Here is an 18,549-nt window from a genome sequence, read left to right as displayed (position 1 = left end):
CACGGCGATATCGAGAAGCTGTTCGGGCGGAAGTGAGGGCAGGGTGCGCGTGCCTGGTTCTCAGAGCTGCTTGATCACCCGGATGGTTTCCGGCTGGAACCCGCTCTTCTCGTAGAAGCGTAGCCCGCGATGGTTGCTGGCGAAGACATCCAGCGCGAGCCGGCGGAAACCCATTTGCCGCGACCATGTTTCGGCCGCTTCCAGAAGCGACTGCCCCACGCCTTCGCCCTCGGCATGAGCCACCACGGCCAGAAGCGCGATATAGCCGCATCTCTCGTCGGCGATCTCATCGGTGCTTCCCCGGACATTGATATAGCCAAGCCGCTCTCCGTCTTGGCTGGCGGCGATGAAGGTCGCACTATCGCCCGCTTCGTCTTCCCAGGCCGCGGTGAAACGCTCCTGAAAGGACACGACCTCCTCTCTGGAATGGGCCGGAGCTTCGATAACGCCGGTCAGGCGCGCATTCAGGTCACGGATGAAGTCACGGTCGCCGGCATCGCCTGGCGGGCGGATGGTGAGTGTCATGTCGACTCCATTGGCAGGGTCGTCGCATGATGTGACATGCCCCGGTGCATTGTCGACCGGAGAGCCGGAAGACGCCTACCCCTCCGCGCTCGCCTTCGCCGCAATCTCCGCCATCGATCCCACCACCAGCAGCGAATCCCCGCCGATCATCCCGATCTTGGTCTGCCCGTTCTCGTCGGTGCGCAGATAGGCGATGTTCTCTACCACGACATAATAGTTGCCGCCGCGGGAATGGAATTCGACGAACTTCATGAGCGTTTCTCCTGGATGCCCGCGTCTTATCAGCAAAGGGCTTGGCTCCGGTTAACGCCGCGGCCGCCGCCTGCGACAAGTAGCTGTGCTCCGGCGAAGGCCGGAGCCTTGGAAAGAGCCCGGGCACTCGCCAACGCTCCGGCCTTCGCCGGAGCACAATCCCGCTCATCCAACTTGTCCAAAGGGACGAGCTTGCAATGTTGGAGTCCGCCTGCTCCCGTCATCGCAGCTCTTTGAACCGTCGAACCACCCCGCGCATGGCGCTCCCCGCCAGTGCCGAAATGCGCATTTCCCCTCGGGCAAAGGTCACGAATGGCGTGAGTTGCGGGACTTTGCACTTCGACGCCCGCATCCTCCAAATGGGGGTATCCGCCAGGTCGAAAGCATTTCATCACTGTCGAATCGCGAACAACACAGGGGCATCGTTCATGAAACTGCGTCTTTCGTTCCTCGCCGCGCTTTCGGGTGCGGCCGCACTCACCGGCTGCGCCACGCTCACCGGCGGCGATCTCGTCCGTCAGGGTGAGGCGTCGGGCTGGCTCATCGTCCAGAACCAGAGCGGCGTCGGGATCGATGTCGTCACCCTCTCGCGCTGCTCCGCGATGAGCCATGGTCTCAACCGGCTGGGCAACCAGCAGGTGATCTACAATAATTCCAGCATGCGCTTCCCGCTCGGTGCGGGTTGCTGGGATATCATGGTCGGGCGTTCGGGCACCTGCAATGTTCAGTCCAATGGCGCGAGCAGCTGCAACTGGCTCCAGTCACAATCGCGCCGTTTCACCATCACCGCCGGCACGACCCAGACCATCGCGTACGGTTATAACGAGTAAGCCCGCTCCCCTTAGCGCTCCGGCATCCGGAACAGCTGCCCGCCCTGCGCGCTGGCCCATTCGGGCATCACCGGCGCGCCGGTTGCGGTGCCGCTCAGGTCTACCACGCACATGTGGCGATAGCTGCGATGCGAACCGCAGCCGACCCCGGCGTAGCGGAAGTCGCTGGCGAAGATCAGCTTGCGGTGGCCGCGTGAAGGCACGCCGTCGTCGATGATGAACTGCATCACCACGCTGTCCGGATCGGCATGGCCATAGGAGATGCTCTCGCCGACATAGATGTCGCCGCCGCGCCGTTTCACCCGCTCGCCGGGGCTGGCGCCGTCGCGTGAGACATGGCCGGTGCCGCCCACCGGGCCCTGCATATCGGCATGGTCGCGCGCGGCCAGGGTCAGTATCTCCGCGCGGGTCAGCGGGGGCAGGGGCGCCTGTGCCTCCAGAAAGTCGATCGCCTCGTCCACCGCGCGCGGCCCCTCGCGGGTGATCAGCCCGTTGGGATCGCCGGGCAGGAACAGGATATTGCCCTCGAAGAAGCGGCGATAGTCGCGCAGCAGTTCGGCATATTCCTGCGGATATTGGCGGGCGAAGTTGATCCGCTCGAGCACCCCGGCTTCCAGCGAGGCGGTGGCCTTGGGATCGGACATGCCGCACAGGGCAAGCCAGCACATGCCGAGCGCAGCGGCGGCGCGAGCGAACAGGGTCAAGCGAGTTCCCCCCCGGGAACCGATCCGCGACCAATTCGCGGATGGAAATCAGAGACTTGCCTTTAGCCGGTTAACGCCCGCCCAAAACAGTCCGTAGATTCACGGTTTACCTTTTCAGCCGGTTCGGCGTGGTCGAACCGGAGGCGGCACCGGCCCGCTCCCCACCCGGCCACCCAACGGAAGTATTCTATGGGTGGCCGGGTGGGGGAGCGGGCTGGTACCGCAACCCTAATGCCCGTCAGCGGTGCGGCCGGAGACGATCACGCACATATGGCGATAGACGCGGTGCCCGCCGCAAGCTGCTCCGGCGAAACGGAATTCCCCGGCATAGATCACCCGCCGATGCCCGCGCCCGGGCACTCCATCGTCGACGATCAGCTGGCGCACCACCTCCGCGGCGCTGGGCGGGCCATAGGTGATGTTCTCCGCCACATAGGTGCCGCCGCCGCGCTTAAGCACCCGCTGTGCCGCCCGGTCGCCATTGCGAGACTCATGCCCGGTTACGCCGCGCGGTCCCTGCTCGTCGATATGGTCCCTTGCGGCGCGGGCGAGCAACGGGGCGTGCCGGAGCGGGCCTAGCGGCGTCTGGCGGTCGAGAAAGCGGATCGCCTCGTCCACCGCGGCCACGCCTTCGTAGGTGTACAGCCCGTCGCGGTTGCCGGGGTAGTAGACGGTGTTGCCGCGAAACCCCTTGCGATACTCGCGCAGCCGGTTGGCATAGGCTTTCGGGTTGGCGCGGGCATAGTTGATCTCGGCAATCACCGCGGTTTCCAGCGTGATCTGGGGCGTCGGCGGCGCACTGGCGGCGAGCAGGGCAGACAGCAGGATCAGCAGGAGCGGGCGCATTGCGGTCTTCAGTCCCGCCTCCATTCCGAACCGGCGATGAACAACCGATTCATATTCTTGCAACCTTAATCGATCCCGCTCGTTTCAACCACAAGCAACGAAGATAACAGGGAAATCACGATGAAGCAGGTTTTTCCGGTAGTGCTCGCACTGATACCGCTCGCTGCAGTCATCGGCGCATGCGTGGCTTGCCCCTGACGCGGCATTTTTTCACCAGCTCACCCGGAAAAGGGGTGCCGGATCTTTCCCCGGCGCCCCTTTTTCTTTTCCGGCCTGGGCAGGTCAGCTTTTCGGGACGCAATCCGCCAGTTTGGCAAGGGCTTCGGCGGGCAGGGCGATCTTCCGGTCGACGCCCAGTGACGGGATCCGCAGCTGGAGGCCACGTTGCGCGCGTATGCGGGCGAATGTCTCGCTTTCGATCAGCATCGCGACCGCCCATCTGCCGCTTTCGGACTTGCCGGTGAACAGCGACACCGCCTGCCAGTTCTTCCCGCCGTCGAAAGAGAGTTGTCCGGGAAACGTATCGCCTTCCTTGAACGCCCAGTTGCCATCGACCAGCCCGATCATGCCGCCCATGTCGGTGGACTCGATATAGCTGAACACGCTGTCGTCGACCGCGCCGAGCAGCTCGCACGCCTTGGGCGGCGCCGGCTTGACCAGCCACCGCGTCAGTTCCTGCGCCATCGCCGGCGCGGGCAGGGCGACCAGCGCGGTCGCGAAGGCCAGCGCCTTCAGCATGTCAGCCCCCGTTGAAGCAGGTGACCAGCGCGGCAAGCGCGTTTGCGGGTAGCGTAACCGAGCTGTCGATGCCGAGCTGGGGCACGCGCACGGAGATCCGCCTCGCTTGCCGGATCAAACGGTTGGTCGCGATATCGGTCTGCATGCCGATCGTGTAGCGGCCGTTGCTCGACAGATTTGCTTTCCCTGCGACCGAGCGCGAGCTGCGCCAGTTGTCCCACGAGAACTGGACCTGATAGGTCCCGCCATTCTCCAGCTTCCAGGTTTCGTCGATCAGCACGATCATGCCCGGCAGTGTCTCCGATGCGATGAAGCTGATCATCGTCGGATCCTGAAACGGCGCGACCATCTGGCATACGCCCGGGCGCACTTCGGCAAGATACCATCCGTCGACCTGCTGCATGTCCTGCGCCATGGCGGGCGCAGCAGCGAACGACAGCGCAAGCGCGGCGGCGAACTTGTAGATCATGGTGGTACTCCCCCCGATACGGACTCATGCCAGACCTGCACGGTAGGACAGGTGCGCCAAAAGAAAAAGGGCCGTCCCGGCATCCCGGAACGGCCCTTTTCGTAGCTGACAAGCGAAGGGCTCAGCCCTCGGCGGTCTCGCTTTCGTCTTCGGCCGGAGCCGACTGGACTTCGGCGGTTGCGCCCGGCTCGGCGTTCGGATCGTAATCCTCGACGAAGCCGGTCTCGTCCTTCTCGAACATCGCGGCCATCACGTCGACGCCCTGCGACTGCATCTCGGCCTCTTCCGGCGAGCGAGCGACGTTGACCTTGACGGTCACCGACACTTCGGGGTGCAGCGCGACAGTGACGTCATACACGCCGATCGACTTGATCGGCTTGTTCAGGACGACCTGCGCCTTGTTGACCTTGTGGCCATCGGCGACGAGCGCTTCGACCAGATCGCGAACCGCGACCGAACCGTAGAGCTGGCCGGTGTTCGATGCCTGACGGATCAGCGTGACCGACACGTCCTTGAAGTTGACCGCATCCTTCTCGGCTTCGCCGCGACGGTTGGCGTTGTCCGCTTCGATCCGCGCACGGTTCGCTTCGAACACCTTCTTGTTGGCGGCGTTCGAACGGAGCGCCTTCTTGTTCGGAAGAAGGTAGTTGCGGGCGAACCCGTCCTTGACCTTCACGATGTCGCCGATGGCGCCGAGCTTCTCGACGCGTTCCAGCAGAATGACTTCCATCGGATCTGCTCCTTACTTAACGATGTAGGGCAGCAGGCCCAGGTGACGCGAACGCTTGATGGCCTGGGCCAGTTCGCGCTGCTTCTTGGCGCTCACCGAAGTGATGCGCGACGGGACGATCTTGCCACGCTCGGAGACGAAGCCCTGCAGCAGCCGGACGTCCTTATAGTCGATCCGGGGCGCGTCCTTCGCGGAGAAGGGGCAGCTCTTGCGGCGGCGGAAAAAGGGTCGTGCCATTGTCTATTACTCCTCGAAGCCGCCGTCGCGGTCGCGGCGGCCGCGACGCTCGCGGTCACCCTTGCGCATCATCACCGAAGGACCCTCTTCATGAGCGTCAACCTTGACGGTCATGTAGCGGATCACGTCTTCGTTGATCTGCGTCTGGCGCTCCAGCTCGGCGACGGTGCCCGCGGGCGCGTCGATCTCGAGCATCACGTAATGCGCCTTGCGGTTCTTCGCGATGCGATAGGCGAGGCTGCGAAGACCCCACGACTCGGTCTTGACGACCTTGCCGTTGTGATCTTCGACGATCTTGGTGGCGATTTCCGCCAGTGCGTCCACCTGCGCCTGTGCCAGATCCTGGCGCGCAAGGAACACATGCTCGTAAAGAGCCATGCTTTCTTCTCACTGTTGGCCGATCGCTGACGCCGTGACCATCACGGGCGCCCCTCCGGCTGTCGTCTTCTTCAAACGCAAACGAGCGGGAATCAGCTTCCCGCCCGATGCGAAGGCGGCCCTATGACGCAGGACCCCTCAAAAGGCAAGCCCGGGAGAGGGCGCTCAGTTGCCGCCCATCACGATCGGCGCAGTGCTGCGCGACAGCCATCCGCCGTCATCGTCGGGCTGGGGCGGGGTGAGCACGATCGGCGGGCGGATCGGCTGGCATTCCTCGCCCTCCCATTGCACGCACTCGACATTGCCATTGTACAGCACGGCACCGACCCGGCCGGTCGAATTGTCGCGCCGGGTGTAGGTGGTTTCCATGAAATAGCGGCGGTTCTTGCCCGCCTTGTTCCTTGCGCCGTTCCAGCGCGACGGGACGGTCGGCGGCGAGAGCCGGTCATCGTCGAGGCCGTAAGGACGACGGCTGTACGAATCGAGTTCGATCGCGATGCGGAAATGCGATTCGTCGGTGCCTGGCCGGTTGAGGCGATTGCCCAGCCAGTCGATCCGGCGATTGCGCGATTCGATCCGCCCGGTCTGCTCGTTCACCCACCCGAGATCGCGGACGAACATGCCGACGGTACCGAAGCGCACGTCGGACTGTTTCGGAATGCCCTTCACCGAGATGATCTGGCCGCGGAACTCGCGGCGGTTGCAAAGCGTCGCGACCCAGGTGGTGCCGTCAGCCTCGAACAGTTCGCATCCGCCGGGGGTGCGGCGTCCGGTCAGCGAGCCCTGGCTCAGCCCGTTCGGACCGATAAAGCCGCCGACGCTGAAGTAGAAGCCGGTCACCTGATCGCCGTTGAAGGTGAGCACCACCTTCACGCCGCCGCCCACCACCTGTTCCCAGCAGCGATTGTCCTTGTAGGGGCAGGGCACGTCGGGCGCGCGCGAATTGCGCGATGCCATCACCGAAGTGCGGCCGGTATAATTGCCGAAATAGGCGACCTGGCCCTGAAAACCTGCGGGCAGTTCGCCCGTATCCGGGTCCTCGAAACCGTTCGCGAGCGCGATCGGCGCAAGGAAAAGCGTGAGCAGGGCGATCAGACATGCGCGGATCATCGGGACTCGCTCCTCCGTTGCGGGCCGTTAACCATATCACCATCGCCTCCGAAACGAAGACGGAATCTTCTTGATATGGATTGGAGGGGCGGAGTGGCGCCTGAAGGACACACAGAAACGGCGGAACCCGAAGGTCCCGCCGTTTCCCGGGATGCCGGCAAGGGGAGAGCCGGCGGAGGAATTTAGCGCAGGATGTTGGCGAACACCGCGGCGACGATGCCGCTGGTGATGCCCACCAGCACTGCGTCATTGCCCGACTGGACATAGCGATAGCCGCGCGGCGGGGCCTTCAGCCGGCCATGGGTCGCCCGGTAATCGACCTGGCGGTAGTTGCGGGCATAGCGGCTGTCGAAGCGCTGACCCTTGCGCCAGTCGTTGCGATACTGGACCACCGGCTGACGCTTGACGGTCTGCTTCACCACGACCTTGCCATTGGGCTTCTGCTTGACGACCGTCTTGGTCACGGGGGCCTTGTAGGCCTGTGGCGCGGCGAGAACCGGGGTAGCGACCATCGAAACCGCGACGGCGGCGAGAATGAACTTCTTCATGACTGCACTCCTCAACTGAACGCCGTCATTGGCGTTGAGTGCAATCTGGGGAGCAGGTGTCGCAGGCATTTCCCGGCAATGGGGTGAAATGGTCGCACTTTGTCGCGGATGTTTCGCATCTGTGTCGGGCTTGGCATCTCAGGCCAACGGTTCTAACGCGGCGCCCTTCAATTTTACGGGAGCAGCGGCCATGCGCGCATTCATCTTCCCCGGTCAGGGCAGTCAGGCAGTCGGCATGGGCAGCGCGCTCGCCGCGGCCAGCGCCGCCGCGCGCGAAGTCTTTCAGGAAGTCGACGACGCGCTGGGACAGAGCCTGTTCAAGCTGATGTCGGAAGGCCCTGAGGATCAACTGACCCTGACCGCCAATGCCCAGCCGGCGATCATGGCGCATGCCATCGCGGTGCTGCGTGTGCTGGAGAAGGAAGCCGGCATCAGCCTGGCCGACAAGGCCGATTTCGTCGCGGGCCACAGCCTTGGCGAATATACCGCCCTGTGCGCCGCGGGCGCGCTTGACCTGTCGACCACCGCGAAGCTGCTGCGCATCCGCGGCGATGCGATGCAGGCGGCGGTGCCGGTGGGCGTCGGCGCAATGGCAGCCCTGCTCGGCGCCGATCTCACCAAGGCGCAGGCAATTGCCGATGCGGCAGCCGAGGGCGAGATCTGCACCGTCGCGAACGACAATGATCCCACTCAGGTGGTGATTTCGGGCGCAAAGGCCGCGATCGAGCGGGCCGTCGCCATCGCCAAGGATCATGGCGCCAAGCGCGCGCTGCTGCTGCCGGTCTCCGCACCGTTCCACTGCCCGCTGATGCAGCCTGCCGCCGATGCGATGGAAAAGGCGCTGGCCGATGTCGTAATTCAGGCCCCGCTTGTGCCGGTCTACGCCAATGTCACCGCCGCCCCGGTTTCCGACCCTGCCACGATCCGCACCCTGCTGATCGAGCAGGTAACGGGCATGGTCCGCTGGCGCGAGTCGGTCTCGGCGATGTTCGCGGCGGACGTGACCGAGTTCGTCGAACTGGGCGGGAAGGTGCTGGGCGGCATGGTGAAACGCATCGCTCCTGACTCGACCGTGACAAGCGTGGTGTCGATGGAAGACATCGAGAATCTGGCGAAGAGCCTGTAATCCGACCCCGTAGAATAAAGGACAGGATGATGTTCGACCTCACAGGCATGACCGCTCTCGTTACCGGCGCTTCGGGCGGGATCGGTTCGGCGATCGCCAAGGGCCTTGCTGCGCAGGGTGCGCGGCTTGCGGTTTCGGGTTCCAACGCCGCGAAATTGGACGCTTTCCTCGCCGAGTTGGGCGGCGATCATGTTGCGCTGGTGTGCAACCTCTCCGATCCGGCGGAAGTGGATGGCCTCGTTCCCCGCGCGGTCGAGGCACTGGGCGGCAAGCTCGATATCCTGGTCAACAATGCCGGCGTGACCCGCGACAATCTTGCTATGCGGATGAAGGACGAGGAGTGGCAGCAGGTCATCACCGTCAATCTCGAAGCCGCGTTCCGCCTGATCCGCGCCGCCGCCAAGCCGATGATGAAGGCGCGCTTCGGCCGCGTCATCTCGATCACGTCGGTCGTCGGCCAGACCGGCAATCCGGGCCAGGCCAACTATGCCGCGTCCAAGGCAGGCCTGGTCGGCATGTCGAAGGCGCTGGGGCAGGAACTGGCCAGCCGCAACATCACCGTGAACTGCGTCGCGCCGGGCTTCATCCGTTCGGCGATGACCGACGTTCTGCCCGAGGCACAGAAGACCGCGCTGCTGACGAAGATCCCCGCGGGCGATCTGGGCACGGGCGAGGATATCGCCGCGGCGGTCGTCTATCTCGCCAGCAAGGAGGCTGGCTACGTCACCGGCCAGACCCTGCATGTGAATGGTGGCATGGCGATGGTCTGATCCGGGAAGGGCGGCGGCAGCCCGGCTTGGCGGCGCGTCCGGCTTCGGCTAATCCGCCGCCGTTCGATTTTCCGGAGACTATCCTTGCGCCGTTTCGCCCTTCCTCTCGCGCTCGCCACCGCGGCGGCCGTCATCGCATTCCCCGCTCAGGCACAGACGCAGGATCGTCAGGCCGAGCGTGAGAAGGATGACAAGACCGGTCCGGTCGCGTGCATTTATTACGGCCTGAAGAAGGGCGACTGGCCGATGCTGGTCAAGGTCGTCCGTTCGGGCATGAACGGCGAGACTTCGGCCGAGAAGGTGCTGGTCGACCAGATCGGTCAGTCAACTGCGCGGTGCCGCGCCCGCTATGGCTGGGGCAGGCCGCGTGAGAGCGCCGCGCTGCGCTATTTCGCGGGCCGGGTGCTTGGGTCGGACTCGACCTTCCACCTCAAGAAATATGGCCTGACCTATCCCAAGCTCGTCGAATTGGTCGATCTGCTCGATCCGGCGACGCGCAGGGCCTATGTATCGAACCAGGTGACGAGCGAGCAATCAGCGGAGACGATGGCGGCGCTGGCGAAGGTCGGCATCGATTTCAACGCAGTGCCCGCCGAAGAGCGCGCCGCGTTCGCGCATAAGCTGGCGCAGGGCATATTGGGACAAATCCTTCAGCTTGAAGGACAAAAGGCGTTCAACGAGGCTTGATTACGGCGCGCTGCAGGTACAGCATGCGGCAAGTTTTTCGGGAGGGTAGTGTAATGCTTAAATTCGCCGTCGCGCTGGCTGTTGCCGCGCCCGTCATGCTCGTTGCTCCGGCTTATGCTGCCGATATCGCGACTATCGGCTGTGTCGAAAACACCGTCGATGCGGCGACCCGTGCGCAGTTGAACAAGGATCTGGAAAAGAACCTTGCCGATGCCGGCGGCCCGCAGACCTACAGCCAATCCACGATCGAGGGCATGCGCAAGGCCTCGCTGGCCTGTCAGGCCAAGCATGGCTGGAGCGATGCGGCAACCATGGGCGCGCTGCTGTACACCGTGCCAAAGCTCGGCTGGCCGGTTGCCGATCGCATGGGCCGTGCAGCGAAGATCGATCCGAAGAAGGTCGAGGCCCGCTTCATGGCACTGCCGCAGGCCGTGCGCGCCACTGCGATGGACAATCCCAGCACCTTCGAGAAGATCGCGACCGACGCGATCAACGCCGGCGAGATCAACGGGGACAACGCGACCCTGGCTGGCGGACTTCTGGGCCTGCTCGCGGTGCGCGAAAAGGGTCTGGCGGACTTCCAGGCGAACTGAGGATGCGGTGGATTCTGCTGGCGGCGGCGCTTGCCGCCGCCGCCCCGGCTCAGGCCGCGGATATCGCCACGATCGGCTGCATCACGCAGAGCCTGACGCCGGCGGGGCGGACGACGATCGACCAGGCGTTCGAGAAGTCTATTTCCGATCCGAGCAATGGCAGTCCCGATCCCGCGGCGTATCAACTGATCGATGAAGCGGTGACGAGTTGTGCGGCGAAGCATGGCTGGAGCCAGAAGGCGAAATCGAGCGCGTTCCTTCACGCGATGGCGACTCTGATGTGGCCGGTCGCGGCTCGGGTCGGCCGGACCAAGGGGCTGGACGCCGCCGCACTCGAGAGCCTGTTCATGGCGATGCCGGAGACCGACCGGCTCAAGGCGATTTCGGCCGAAGGGCAGCCGGATACCGCAATCTTCACCCGGCTCGCCGAGTCCGCGTCGAAGAACCGGCTGGCGGACGATTCGAATGCCGTCCTTGCCGGGATGATCCTGGGGATCGTTGCGCTACGTGAGCGGGGCGCCGCCGACTTCAAGGCGAACTGAGCAAAGCTGCCCCTCTTGCAACGGCACTTGCGGCGTTCTACGTGCGTTCAACGAATTCATACCCCGATAGAGAAGGAAAACAGGGACCATGAGCACCGAGGAACGCGTCAAGACGATCGTAGTCGATCACCTCGGCGTCGAAGCCAGCGAAGTGAAGCCCGAAGCGAGCTTCATCGACGATCTGGGCGCCGACAGCCTCGACATCGTCGAGCTGGTGATGGCGTTCGAGGAAGAATTCGGCGTCGAAATCCCCGACGATGCGGCTGAGAAGATCACCACCGTCGGCGACGCGATCAAGTATATCAGCGAGAATCAGGGCGCCTGATCGGCGTCCCGCACGCGCGCCTGATGGCGAATGGTGCAGGATAGGCGGCTTCCCGCCCCGTACGTGATTTTTCACGAGGGGCGGGGGGCCGTTTCTTTTTTTACTCCGCTTCGTTTGATCCCTATGGAGCGAAGCCGATGAAGATTGACGGAGAGATGCGATGCGCCGCGTAGTCGTGACCGGCCTCGGCCTCGTCACCCCCCTCGGGGCGGATGTCGAGACCGCATGGAAGAACATTCTGGCCGCCAAGTCGGGCGCAGGAACGATCACGCGTTTCGACGCGACCGACTTCCAGAGCAACTATGCCTGCGAAGTGAAGCCGGCCGACCATGAATATGGCTTCGACGCTTCGAAGCGGGTGGATCACAAGATCCAGCGTCAGGTCGATCCGTTCATCGTCTATGGCATCGATGCTGCCGGACAGGCGATCGAGGATGCCGGACTGACCGACATGAGCGAGGAACTGCGGTTCCGCGCGGGCTGCTCGATCGGTTCGGGCATTGGCGGCCTTCCGGGCATCGAGAGCGAATCGCTGGTGCTCGCCGAAAAGGGTCCGAAGCGCGTCTCGCCGCACTTCGTCCATGGCCGCCTGATCAACCTGATCTCGGGTCAGGTCTCGATCAAATATGGCCTGATGGGTCCGAACCATGCGGTCGTCACCGCCTGCTCGACCGGCGCGCATTCGATCGGCGACGCCGCGCGGATGATCGCGATGGACGACGCCGATGTGATGCTCGCGGGCGGCGCGGAAAGCACGATCTGCCCGATCGGTATCGCCGGTTTCGGTCAGGCCCGAGCGCTCTCGACCAATTTCCGCGACGAGCCGTGGCGCGCCAGCCGTCCCTGGGATCAGGGCCGCGACGGCTTCGTCATGGGCGAGGGCGCGGGCGTTGTGGTGCTCGAGGAATATGAGCATGCCAAGGCGCGCGGCGCGACAATCTACTGCGAAGTGGTGGGCTATGGCCTGTCGGGCGATGCCTATCACGTGACGGCGCCGCATCCCGAGGGTTCGGGCGCGTTCCGTTCGATGCAGATGGCGGTGAAGAAGTCGGGCCTCGACGTCAGCGAGATCGATTACATCAACGCGCACGGCACCTCGACCCCGCTGGGCGACGAGCTGGAACTGGGTGCGGTGCGCAAGCTGTTCGGCAGCAGCATCGACACGCTTTCGATGTCGTCGACCAAGTCGGCAATCGGCCACCTGCTGGGCGGCGCCGGTGCGGTGGAGAGCATCTTCTGCATTCTGGCGTTGCGCGACCAGATCGTGCCGCCGACGCTCAATCTCGACAATCCGAGCGAGAATTGCGCGGGCGTCGATCTGGTCCCGTTCAAGGCCAAGGAACGCAAGGTGAAGGCCGTGCTGAACAACTCGTTCGGCTTTGGCGGTACCAACGCCAGCCTGGTGATGAAAGCTGTCTGAAGACACGCCCGCACCGCCGCCGCCCGCTCCGCCGAAGAAGAAGCGGAGCAAAGGCGGCTGTGTGGTCCTGCTCCTCCTGCTGGCGGTGGCGCTGGTGGGCGGTTTCGGCGTGCTTCAGCTCTGGGCCGGCCCGGGCCCGTCGCGCAGCAACGTATCGGTGATCATCCCGGAGGGCGCGAGCCTGACCCGCGCGGCGAGCGAACTGGAAAAGGCCGGCGCGATCCGCTCGGCGCGGGTCTTCGTGATCCTCTCGCAATTCCTTGGCGGCAGCGAGCCTATCAAGGCGGGCGAGTATCGCATCCCCGCGGGCCTGCGCCAGTCGGACGTGCTGGCGATGCTTCAGGGCGGCAAGACCCTGCAACGCATGGTCACGGTGACGCCCGGCACCCCCTCCATCCTGGTCTACGAAGCGCTGATGAAGGCGCCGCATCTGACCGGCGAGATCGAGATCCCCGCCGAGGGCTCGGTCCTGCCCGACAGCTATGCCTATAATCGCGGCGACACGCGCCAGATGGTGCTCGACCGGATGCAGAAGGCAATGGTCAACTATCTCGCCAAGGCCTGGGAAAAGCGCGCGCCGGGCATCGCGGTCAGCAATCCGCGCGATGCGCTGATCCTTGCCTCCATCGTCGAGAAGGAAACCGGCAAGGCGGAGGAGCGCGGGCTGGTCGCGGGCGTCTATTCGAACCGGCTGAAGCGCAACATCAAGCTGCAGGCCGATCCGACGATCATCTATCCGATCACCAAGGGCAAGCCTATCGGCCGCCGCATCCTGCGTTCGGAAATCGATCAGGTGAACGACTACAACACCTATTCGATGACCGGGCTGCCCAAGGGGCCGATCGCCAATCCCGGCCGCGAATCGATCGACGCCGTGCTGAACCCGGCCCAGACCAACGCGATCTTCTTCGTGGCGGACGGCACCGGTGGCCATGTGTTCGCCGAGACGCTCGACCAGCATAACGCGAATGTCGAGAAATGGCGCGAGATCCGGCGCCAGCGCGGGGAAATGTAACGGTGACGGTCGGCCCGGATTGCATCCGGTGATGGCCGTATTCCAACTCGCGCTCTATTCCGTCTGGCTGATGTTCCTGGGCTGGAAGGTCAGCGAAATGGTGCGCAGCGGTCCCGCTCCGGTCCGTGCAGCGCTGTGCGTTGCGATTGGCATAGCGATCAGCTGGTCGCCTCTTCTGATCAGGCGGCTGTTCGATGTTGATCCATCGGCCGCCGGTCCGGCCACGCTGGATTATCTGTTCGTACAAGTCGGCGCGCCGCTCGTGGCGTTTGTATCGCTATGGGCGTGGTTGGGACGCAGACGCGCCGACGATAAGGATCTTTCGAAAATCTTTGAATGAGGCGGGAGCGGCTTGCCTGCGTCGGCGAATCCGGCGCCGGTTGGCCTCAGCCCTTCAGCGCGGCCGCCTCACGCGCCTTGGCTTCGATCTCTTCCAGCGATCCGCTGGTGATCCAGCTGCCGCCGACGCACAGGATGCGTTCGAACGCCAGCCAGTCCGGTGCGGTCGCCAGCGTGATCCCGCCGGTCGGGCAGAATTTCGCCTGATAGAAGGGCGCCGCCAGCGCCTTCAGTGCCTTCAGTCCGCCCGACGTCTCGGCCGGGAAGAATTTGAAATGCTCAAGGCCGAGGTCGAGGCCGCGCATGATGTCGCCCGCGGTCGCGATACCGGGCAGATAGGGCACGCCGCTGGCGATGATCGGATCGGCCAGCCTCTCGGTCAGGCCCGGCGAGACGATGAACTCGGCGCCCGCGTCCATCACCTGCGCGAACTGCGAGGCGTTCACCACCGTGCCCGCGCCGACGATGGCGCCTGGCACCTTCTTCATCTCGGCGATGGCTTCCAGCGCCGCGCCGGTGCGCAGGGTCACTTCCAACACCTTCAATCCGCCGCGCACCAGCGCTTCGGCCAGCGGCTTCGCGGTCGCCGCATCCTCGATCACCAGCACCGGGATCACCGGCGCGGTCAGCATGATCTTTTCGATGCCTTCGCCGATCGCACTCATTGCGCATGCTCCTGCGCAAAGGCGGCGGCGGCGCCGTACAGGCCCGGTTCGGGATGGGTGATCAGCTTTACGGGGATCGAGGACATCAGGTTACGGAACCTCCCTTTGGCGACGAAACGTTCGCCAAAACCCGATTGCAACAGACGGTCCTTCAGCCGCAAGCCCAAACCGCCCGCAATTATGACACCGGTTGGCCCATGGGCGAGCGCAAGGTCTCCGGCGACTGCGCCAAGGCTCATGCAAAAGCGGTCGAGCGCGGCGGTGGCGAGGCTGTCCTGCCCCTCCAGCGCCATGGTCCACAGCAGCTTGTCGTCGCGAGTCGCGACCGGCTTGCCCTCGATCTCGGCGAGCGTCTCATAGATGCCGACGATGCCCGGGCCGGCCACCACGCGTTCGGCCGAGACGCGGCCATGGGCCTTGCGCAGCCGCTTGACGATCGCATCCTCGATCGCGTCGAGCGGCGCGAAATCGAGATGGCCGCCCTCGGTCGCGATGATCTCGTATCCGCCCTTGTGACGGAACACCTGCGCCACGCCCAGACCGGTGCCGGGACCGCAGACGGTGATCGATCCGTGTTCGGGCATTGCGACGGCCGGGCCGCAGAGATGCTCGAACGAATCCTCGTCCAGCTGCGCGACCGCATGGCCGATCGCCTCGAAATCATTGACCAGCGTCCAGGTGGTCGCGCCCAGCCGCTCGGGGATCAGTGGGGGGCGGATGATCCAGGGATTATTGGTGAGCTTGATCAGCTCGCCATTGATCGGGGAAGCGAGACCGATGGCGGCGGCGGGGGGCAGGGGGCGGCCGATTGCCTCGCCATAGGCCTGCCACGCAAGCTGCAGGCTCGAATGCTCGGCGACCTTCTGCTTCACCGTCTCGCTCATCGAGACGACGCGGCCGTTTGCGACTTCGGCGATGGCAAAGCGCGCATGGGTTCCGCCGATATCGACCGCGACGACTTCCATTCCCGCTCCCAAACCTTCGTTTCCTCCATTCCCTATCCGGTTGCGGCGGGAATGTCATCGTTGTCAGTGAGCGATCTTATAGCCCCGCCGCAGAAAGCATCGCCGAACCGCCCATTTCGGCTTCGCTGGCGGTGAGCCGCATCAGCGCAAACAGCTCGCGGCCGGTGCCTTCGGCGGGGGGCGGAGCCGCGCATTGCTCGCGGGCTGCCCATTCGGCCGGATCGACCAGCGCCTGAAGCGTGCCTTGCTCGGCGCACAGCCGGACGACATCGCCATCGCGCAGCTTGCCGATCGGTCCGCCACCCAGCGCTTCGGGCGAAAGGTGGATCGCGGCCGGCACCTTGCCCGACGCCCCGGACATGCGGCCATCGGTCACCAGCGCGACCCGGAAGCCCTTGTTCTGGAGCACGCCCAGCGGCGGGGTCAGCTTGTGCAGCTCGGGCATGCCGTTGGCGCGCGGCCCCTGGAAGCGGACGACCACCACGACGTCGCGGTCGAGTTCGCCTGCCTTGAATGCGTCCTGCACCGCCTGCTGGTCATCGAACACGCGGCAGGGCGCCTCGATCGTCCAGCGATCCTCGTCGACCGCGGACACCTTGATGCACGCGCGGCCGAGATTGCCGGTGAGGATGCGGAAACCGCCTTCGACCGAGAAGGGCGCGTCGAGCGTGGCGACGATGCCGGGATCGCTCGAGATCGCGTCATGATCGCGCCAGACGAGTTTGTCGTCCTCGAGGTCAGGCTTGCGGGCATAGTCGGCCATCGTGTCCGAACCCGCGGTGAGCGCGTCGGCGTGCATCAGCCCGCCCTTCAGCAGCTCGCGGATCACGAAGGTCGGGCCACCCGCATCCTCGAACCCGTTCACGTCGGCCGATCCGTTGGGATAGACCCGCGCGAGCAGTGGCACGACGCGCGACAGCCGGTCGAAATCCTCCCAGTCGATCAGGATCCCGGCGGAGCGGGCGATGGCGGGCAGGTGGATCAGGTGGTTGGTCGATCCGCCGGTCGCCAGCAGCACCACGGCGGCGTTCACGATGGCGCGTTCGTCGACGACATGGCCGATCGGCCGGTAATCCTCGCCCTTCCAGCCGATATCGGCCAGCCGGTGCACCGCGGCTCGAGTCAGTTCCTGACGCAGCTTGGTGTTGGGATTGGCGAAGGACGCGCCGGGGATGTGCAGCCCCATCGCCTCCATCATCATCTGGTTCGAATTGGCCGTGCCGTAAAAGGTGCAGGTGCCCTTCGAATGATAGGCGGCGATCTCCGAATCGAGCAGTTCGTCGCGGGTCGCCTTGCCCTCGGCATAAAGCTCGCGGACGCGGGCCTTTTCCTTGTTGGCGATGCCGGTGCGCATCGGTCCGCCGGGGATCAGCAGCATCGGCAGATGCCCGAAGCGCAGCGCCCCGATCAGCAGGCCCGGCACAATCTTGTCGCAGATACCAAGCAAGGCCGCGCCCTCGAAAGTGCGGTGGGAGAGGGCGACCGCGGTGCTCATCGCGATGGTGTCGCGGCTGAACAGCGACAGCTCCATCCCCTGATAGCCCTGGGTCACGCCGTCGCACATCGCGGGCACACCGCCCGCCACCTGCGCGGTGGCACCGGCCTCGTGCGCCCAGATCTTCATCTGCTCGGGATAGCGGTAATACACCGCATGCGCCGACAGCATGTCGTTATAGGCGGTGACGATCCCGATATTCATCCGGTCGCCCAGCTTCAGCTCGTCGCGCTGCTCGTCCGTACCCGCATAGGCGTGGGCGAGATTGGCGCAGCCGAGCTTCGGCCGGTCGTTCCCCGACCCAAGCTCGCGCGCCATCAGCGCCAGATAGGCGGCGCGCTTCTCCCGGGATCGCTCGATAATGCGATCGGTGACGGCGGCGATCTCGGGATGGAGGGTCACGTCAGGCGGCCCAGTGGATATCCACGGGCAGCTCGACATCGGCCAGGATACGGCCCGCCGGATAGGCCGACGAAGCACCCTGTTCGATCGCCGCTTCCAGCACTTCGCGCTTCTTGTCGCCGGTGAGTGCGATCATCAGCGCGCGGGCGGAGACGATGGCGGCCTTGCTCAGCGTCACGCGCGAGACCGGCGCTTCGGGCGGTAGCGGATCGGGCATCACGCCCAGCGCGCGACGCTCCTTGGGGCCGTTCAGCGCTTCGTCGAAGTCCGGGCCGGGGAAGATCGAAGCCGCGTGGCCGTCCGCGCCGATGCCCAGCAGGCACAGGTCGAGCGGCCAGTGCAGGTCCTGCAGGATCGCGTCGGCCGAACGGCCCGCGGCCTTGTAGTCTGCCACGGTCTGGCTGATCAGCGGGATCACGCGTGCGCCCTTGGGGATGAAGATCTTGCCGATCGCGGTGACGTTCGACAGCGGATCGCCCAGCGGCACCATCCGGTCGTCGCCCGGCACGATGGTCACGCGCTTCCAGTCGATCTTGGCCTTGGCCAGCTTCTCGTAGATCGGCAGCGGCGTCTTGCCGCCAGCCAGCGCAATCACCGCCGCGCCGCGCGCATCGATCGCGCTTTCGATGATGAAGCCGATATCGCCCGCGACGGCCTCCGCCATCTCGTCGGCATCGTCATATTCCCACCATTCGATCTCGGTCATGCGTCTTCTGCTCTTCTATTCTGCTCCTCTCCCGCTTTCGCGGGAGAGGCTGGGTGAGGGTCTTCTTCTTAAACGCGGCGGCGAAGAAGAAGACCCTCACCGCTGCGACTAAGCTCGCTTTGCTCTCTAAGT

At 64.8% G+C, this 18,549-nt stretch carries 25 protein-coding genes; 10 read left to right on the top strand and 15 right to left on the bottom strand.

What is annotated here, in order from left to right:
* Positions 1–60: 60 nt before the first annotated feature.
* Both P1X14_RS02125 and P1X14_RS02120 read right to left on the bottom strand, forming a co-directional pair.
* The gene (locus tag P1X14_RS02125; RefSeq protein ID WP_277313658.1) at positions 61–525 is read right to left on the bottom strand and encodes a GNAT family N-acetyltransferase; all 465 of its coding nucleotides are present in this window, start codon (positions 523–525) and stop codon (positions 61–63) included.
* A gap of 75 nt (positions 526–600) precedes the next feature.
* Entirely contained in the window at positions 601–777 is a 177-nt protein-coding gene (locus P1X14_RS02120; RefSeq protein WP_277313657.1) for a hypothetical protein, read from the bottom strand.
* A gap of 428 nt (positions 778–1,205) precedes the next feature.
* Here P1X14_RS02120 and P1X14_RS02115 point away from each other — a divergent pair, with 428 nt between their 5' ends.
* Positions 1,206–1,607 carry a hypothetical protein gene (locus P1X14_RS02115; protein ID WP_277313656.1) on the top strand — a complete coding sequence of 134 codons (402 nt, stop codon included), beginning with the start codon at positions 1,206–1,208 and terminating at the stop codon, positions 1,605–1,607.
* A gap of 11 nt (positions 1,608–1,618) precedes the next feature.
* On the opposite strand, the gene P1X14_RS02110 is transcribed toward P1X14_RS02115, so the two are convergent.
* The 9 genes from P1X14_RS02110 to P1X14_RS02070 all read right to left on the bottom strand — a co-directional run bounded on the left by P1X14_RS02110 (position 1,619) and on the right by P1X14_RS02070 (position 7,367).
* The gene (locus P1X14_RS02110) at positions 1,619–2,311 is read right to left on the bottom strand and encodes a CAP domain-containing protein (RefSeq protein WP_277313655.1); all 693 of its coding nucleotides are present in this window, start codon (positions 2,309–2,311) and stop codon (positions 1,619–1,621) included.
* Between the two features lie 228 nt (positions 2,312–2,539).
* Positions 2,540–3,157: a CAP domain-containing protein gene (locus P1X14_RS02105; RefSeq protein ID WP_277313654.1), complete on the bottom strand. Its 618-nt coding sequence runs from the start codon at positions 3,155–3,157 to the stop codon at positions 2,540–2,542.
* A gap of 282 nt (positions 3,158–3,439) precedes the next feature.
* Complete coding sequence (locus tag P1X14_RS02100) at positions 3,440–3,895, bottom strand: hypothetical protein (protein WP_277313653.1); 456 nt, start codon at positions 3,893–3,895, stop codon at positions 3,440–3,442.
* Position 3,896: 1 nt separating this feature from the next.
* Positions 3,897–4,364 (bottom strand): hypothetical protein, encoded by a 468-nt coding sequence (locus P1X14_RS02095; protein ID WP_277313652.1) that lies wholly within the window; start codon positions 4,362–4,364, stop codon positions 3,897–3,899.
* 121 nt (positions 4,365–4,485) lie between these two features.
* Positions 4,486–5,094 carry a 50S ribosomal protein L9 gene (gene rplI, locus P1X14_RS02090; RefSeq protein WP_277313651.1) on the bottom strand — a complete coding sequence of 203 codons (609 nt, stop codon included), beginning with the start codon at positions 5,092–5,094 and terminating at the stop codon, positions 4,486–4,488.
* Positions 5,095–5,106: 12 nt separating this feature from the next.
* Positions 5,107–5,331, bottom strand: coding sequence for a 30S ribosomal protein S18 (gene rpsR / locus P1X14_RS02085; RefSeq protein ID WP_010163758.1), 225 nt, complete (start codon positions 5,329–5,331; stop codon positions 5,107–5,109).
* Between the two features lie 6 nt (positions 5,332–5,337).
* Entirely contained in the window at positions 5,338–5,709 is a 372-nt protein-coding gene (gene rpsF / locus P1X14_RS02080) for a 30S ribosomal protein S6 (protein WP_277313649.1), read from the bottom strand.
* A 165-nt stretch (positions 5,710–5,874) separates the two neighbouring features.
* Positions 5,875–6,819, bottom strand: a complete 945-nt coding sequence (locus tag P1X14_RS02075) for a hypothetical protein (protein WP_277313648.1) — start codon at positions 6,817–6,819, stop codon at positions 5,875–5,877.
* 182 nt (positions 6,820–7,001) lie between these two features.
* Positions 7,002–7,367: an RcnB family protein gene (locus P1X14_RS02070; protein ID WP_277313647.1), complete on the bottom strand. Its 366-nt coding sequence runs from the start codon at positions 7,365–7,367 to the stop codon at positions 7,002–7,004.
* Between the two features lie 190 nt (positions 7,368–7,557).
* Here P1X14_RS02070 and fabD point away from each other — a divergent pair, with 190 nt between their 5' ends.
* The 9 genes from fabD (at position 7,558) to P1X14_RS02025 (ending at position 14,185) form a co-directional block, all read left to right on the top strand.
* Positions 7,558–8,493 (top strand): ACP S-malonyltransferase, encoded by a 936-nt coding sequence (fabD, locus tag P1X14_RS02065; protein ID WP_277313646.1) that lies wholly within the window; start codon positions 7,558–7,560, stop codon positions 8,491–8,493.
* A 29-nt stretch (positions 8,494–8,522) separates the two neighbouring features.
* Positions 8,523–9,263 carry a 3-oxoacyl-[acyl-carrier-protein] reductase gene (gene fabG, locus P1X14_RS02060; protein WP_277313645.1) on the top strand — a complete coding sequence of 247 codons (741 nt, stop codon included), beginning with the start codon at positions 8,523–8,525 and terminating at the stop codon, positions 9,261–9,263.
* 84 nt (positions 9,264–9,347) lie between these two features.
* A complete protein-coding gene (locus tag P1X14_RS02055; protein WP_277313644.1) occupies positions 9,348–9,950 on the top strand; it encodes a hypothetical protein in 603 nt (200 codons plus the stop codon).
* A gap of 53 nt (positions 9,951–10,003) precedes the next feature.
* Positions 10,004–10,543 carry a hypothetical protein gene (locus P1X14_RS02050; protein WP_277313643.1) on the top strand — a complete coding sequence of 180 codons (540 nt, stop codon included), beginning with the start codon at positions 10,004–10,006 and terminating at the stop codon, positions 10,541–10,543.
* Between the two features lie 2 nt (positions 10,544–10,545).
* The gene (locus tag P1X14_RS02045) at positions 10,546–11,085 is read left to right on the top strand and encodes a hypothetical protein (protein ID WP_277313642.1); all 540 of its coding nucleotides are present in this window, start codon (positions 10,546–10,548) and stop codon (positions 11,083–11,085) included.
* Positions 11,086–11,173: 88 nt separating this feature from the next.
* Positions 11,174–11,410: an acyl carrier protein gene (locus P1X14_RS02040; RefSeq protein WP_277313641.1), complete on the top strand. Its 237-nt coding sequence runs from the start codon at positions 11,174–11,176 to the stop codon at positions 11,408–11,410.
* A 160-nt stretch (positions 11,411–11,570) separates the two neighbouring features.
* Positions 11,571–12,830 (top strand): beta-ketoacyl-ACP synthase II, encoded by a 1,260-nt coding sequence (gene fabF / locus P1X14_RS02035; RefSeq protein WP_277313640.1) that lies wholly within the window; start codon positions 11,571–11,573, stop codon positions 12,828–12,830.
* A gap of 61 nt (positions 12,831–12,891) precedes the next feature.
* On the top strand, positions 12,892–13,845 hold the full coding sequence (mltG, locus tag P1X14_RS02030; protein ID WP_277313639.1) for an endolytic transglycosylase MltG: 954 nt from the start codon (positions 12,892–12,894) through the stop codon (positions 13,843–13,845).
* 31 nt (positions 13,846–13,876) lie between these two features.
* On the top strand, positions 13,877–14,185 hold the full coding sequence (locus P1X14_RS02025; protein ID WP_277313638.1) for a hypothetical protein: 309 nt from the start codon (positions 13,877–13,879) through the stop codon (positions 14,183–14,185).
* A 46-nt stretch (positions 14,186–14,231) separates the two neighbouring features.
* On the opposite strand, the gene eda is transcribed toward P1X14_RS02025, so the two are convergent.
* The 4 genes from eda to pgl all read right to left on the bottom strand — a co-directional run bounded on the left by eda (position 14,232) and on the right by pgl (position 18,417).
* A complete protein-coding gene (eda, locus tag P1X14_RS02020; protein ID WP_277313637.1) occupies positions 14,232–14,849 on the bottom strand; it encodes a bifunctional 4-hydroxy-2-oxoglutarate aldolase/2-dehydro-3-deoxy-phosphogluconate aldolase in 618 nt (205 codons plus the stop codon).
* Positions 14,846–15,814: a glucokinase gene (locus P1X14_RS02015; RefSeq protein ID WP_277313636.1), complete on the bottom strand. Its 969-nt coding sequence runs from the start codon at positions 15,812–15,814 to the stop codon at positions 14,846–14,848. Before P1X14_RS02015 ends, eda begins: the two co-directional genes overlap by 4 nt.
* A gap of 76 nt (positions 15,815–15,890) precedes the next feature.
* Entirely contained in the window at positions 15,891–17,711 is a 1,821-nt protein-coding gene (gene edd, locus P1X14_RS02010) for a phosphogluconate dehydratase (RefSeq protein WP_277313635.1), read from the bottom strand.
* A gap of 1 nt (position 17,712) precedes the next feature.
* Positions 17,713–18,417, bottom strand: coding sequence for a 6-phosphogluconolactonase (gene pgl / locus P1X14_RS02005; RefSeq protein ID WP_277313634.1), 705 nt, complete (start codon positions 18,415–18,417; stop codon positions 17,713–17,715).
* Positions 18,418–18,549: the final 132 nt, after the last annotated feature.

The sequence above is a fragment of the Sphingomonas sp. AOB5 genome, assembly GCF_029433115.1.
GTDB lineage: Bacteria > Pseudomonadota > Alphaproteobacteria > Sphingomonadales > Sphingomonadaceae > Sphingomonas.
Note: the sequence above shows the minus strand (reverse complement) of the source record. Positions and strands in the feature narration are given on the sequence as shown.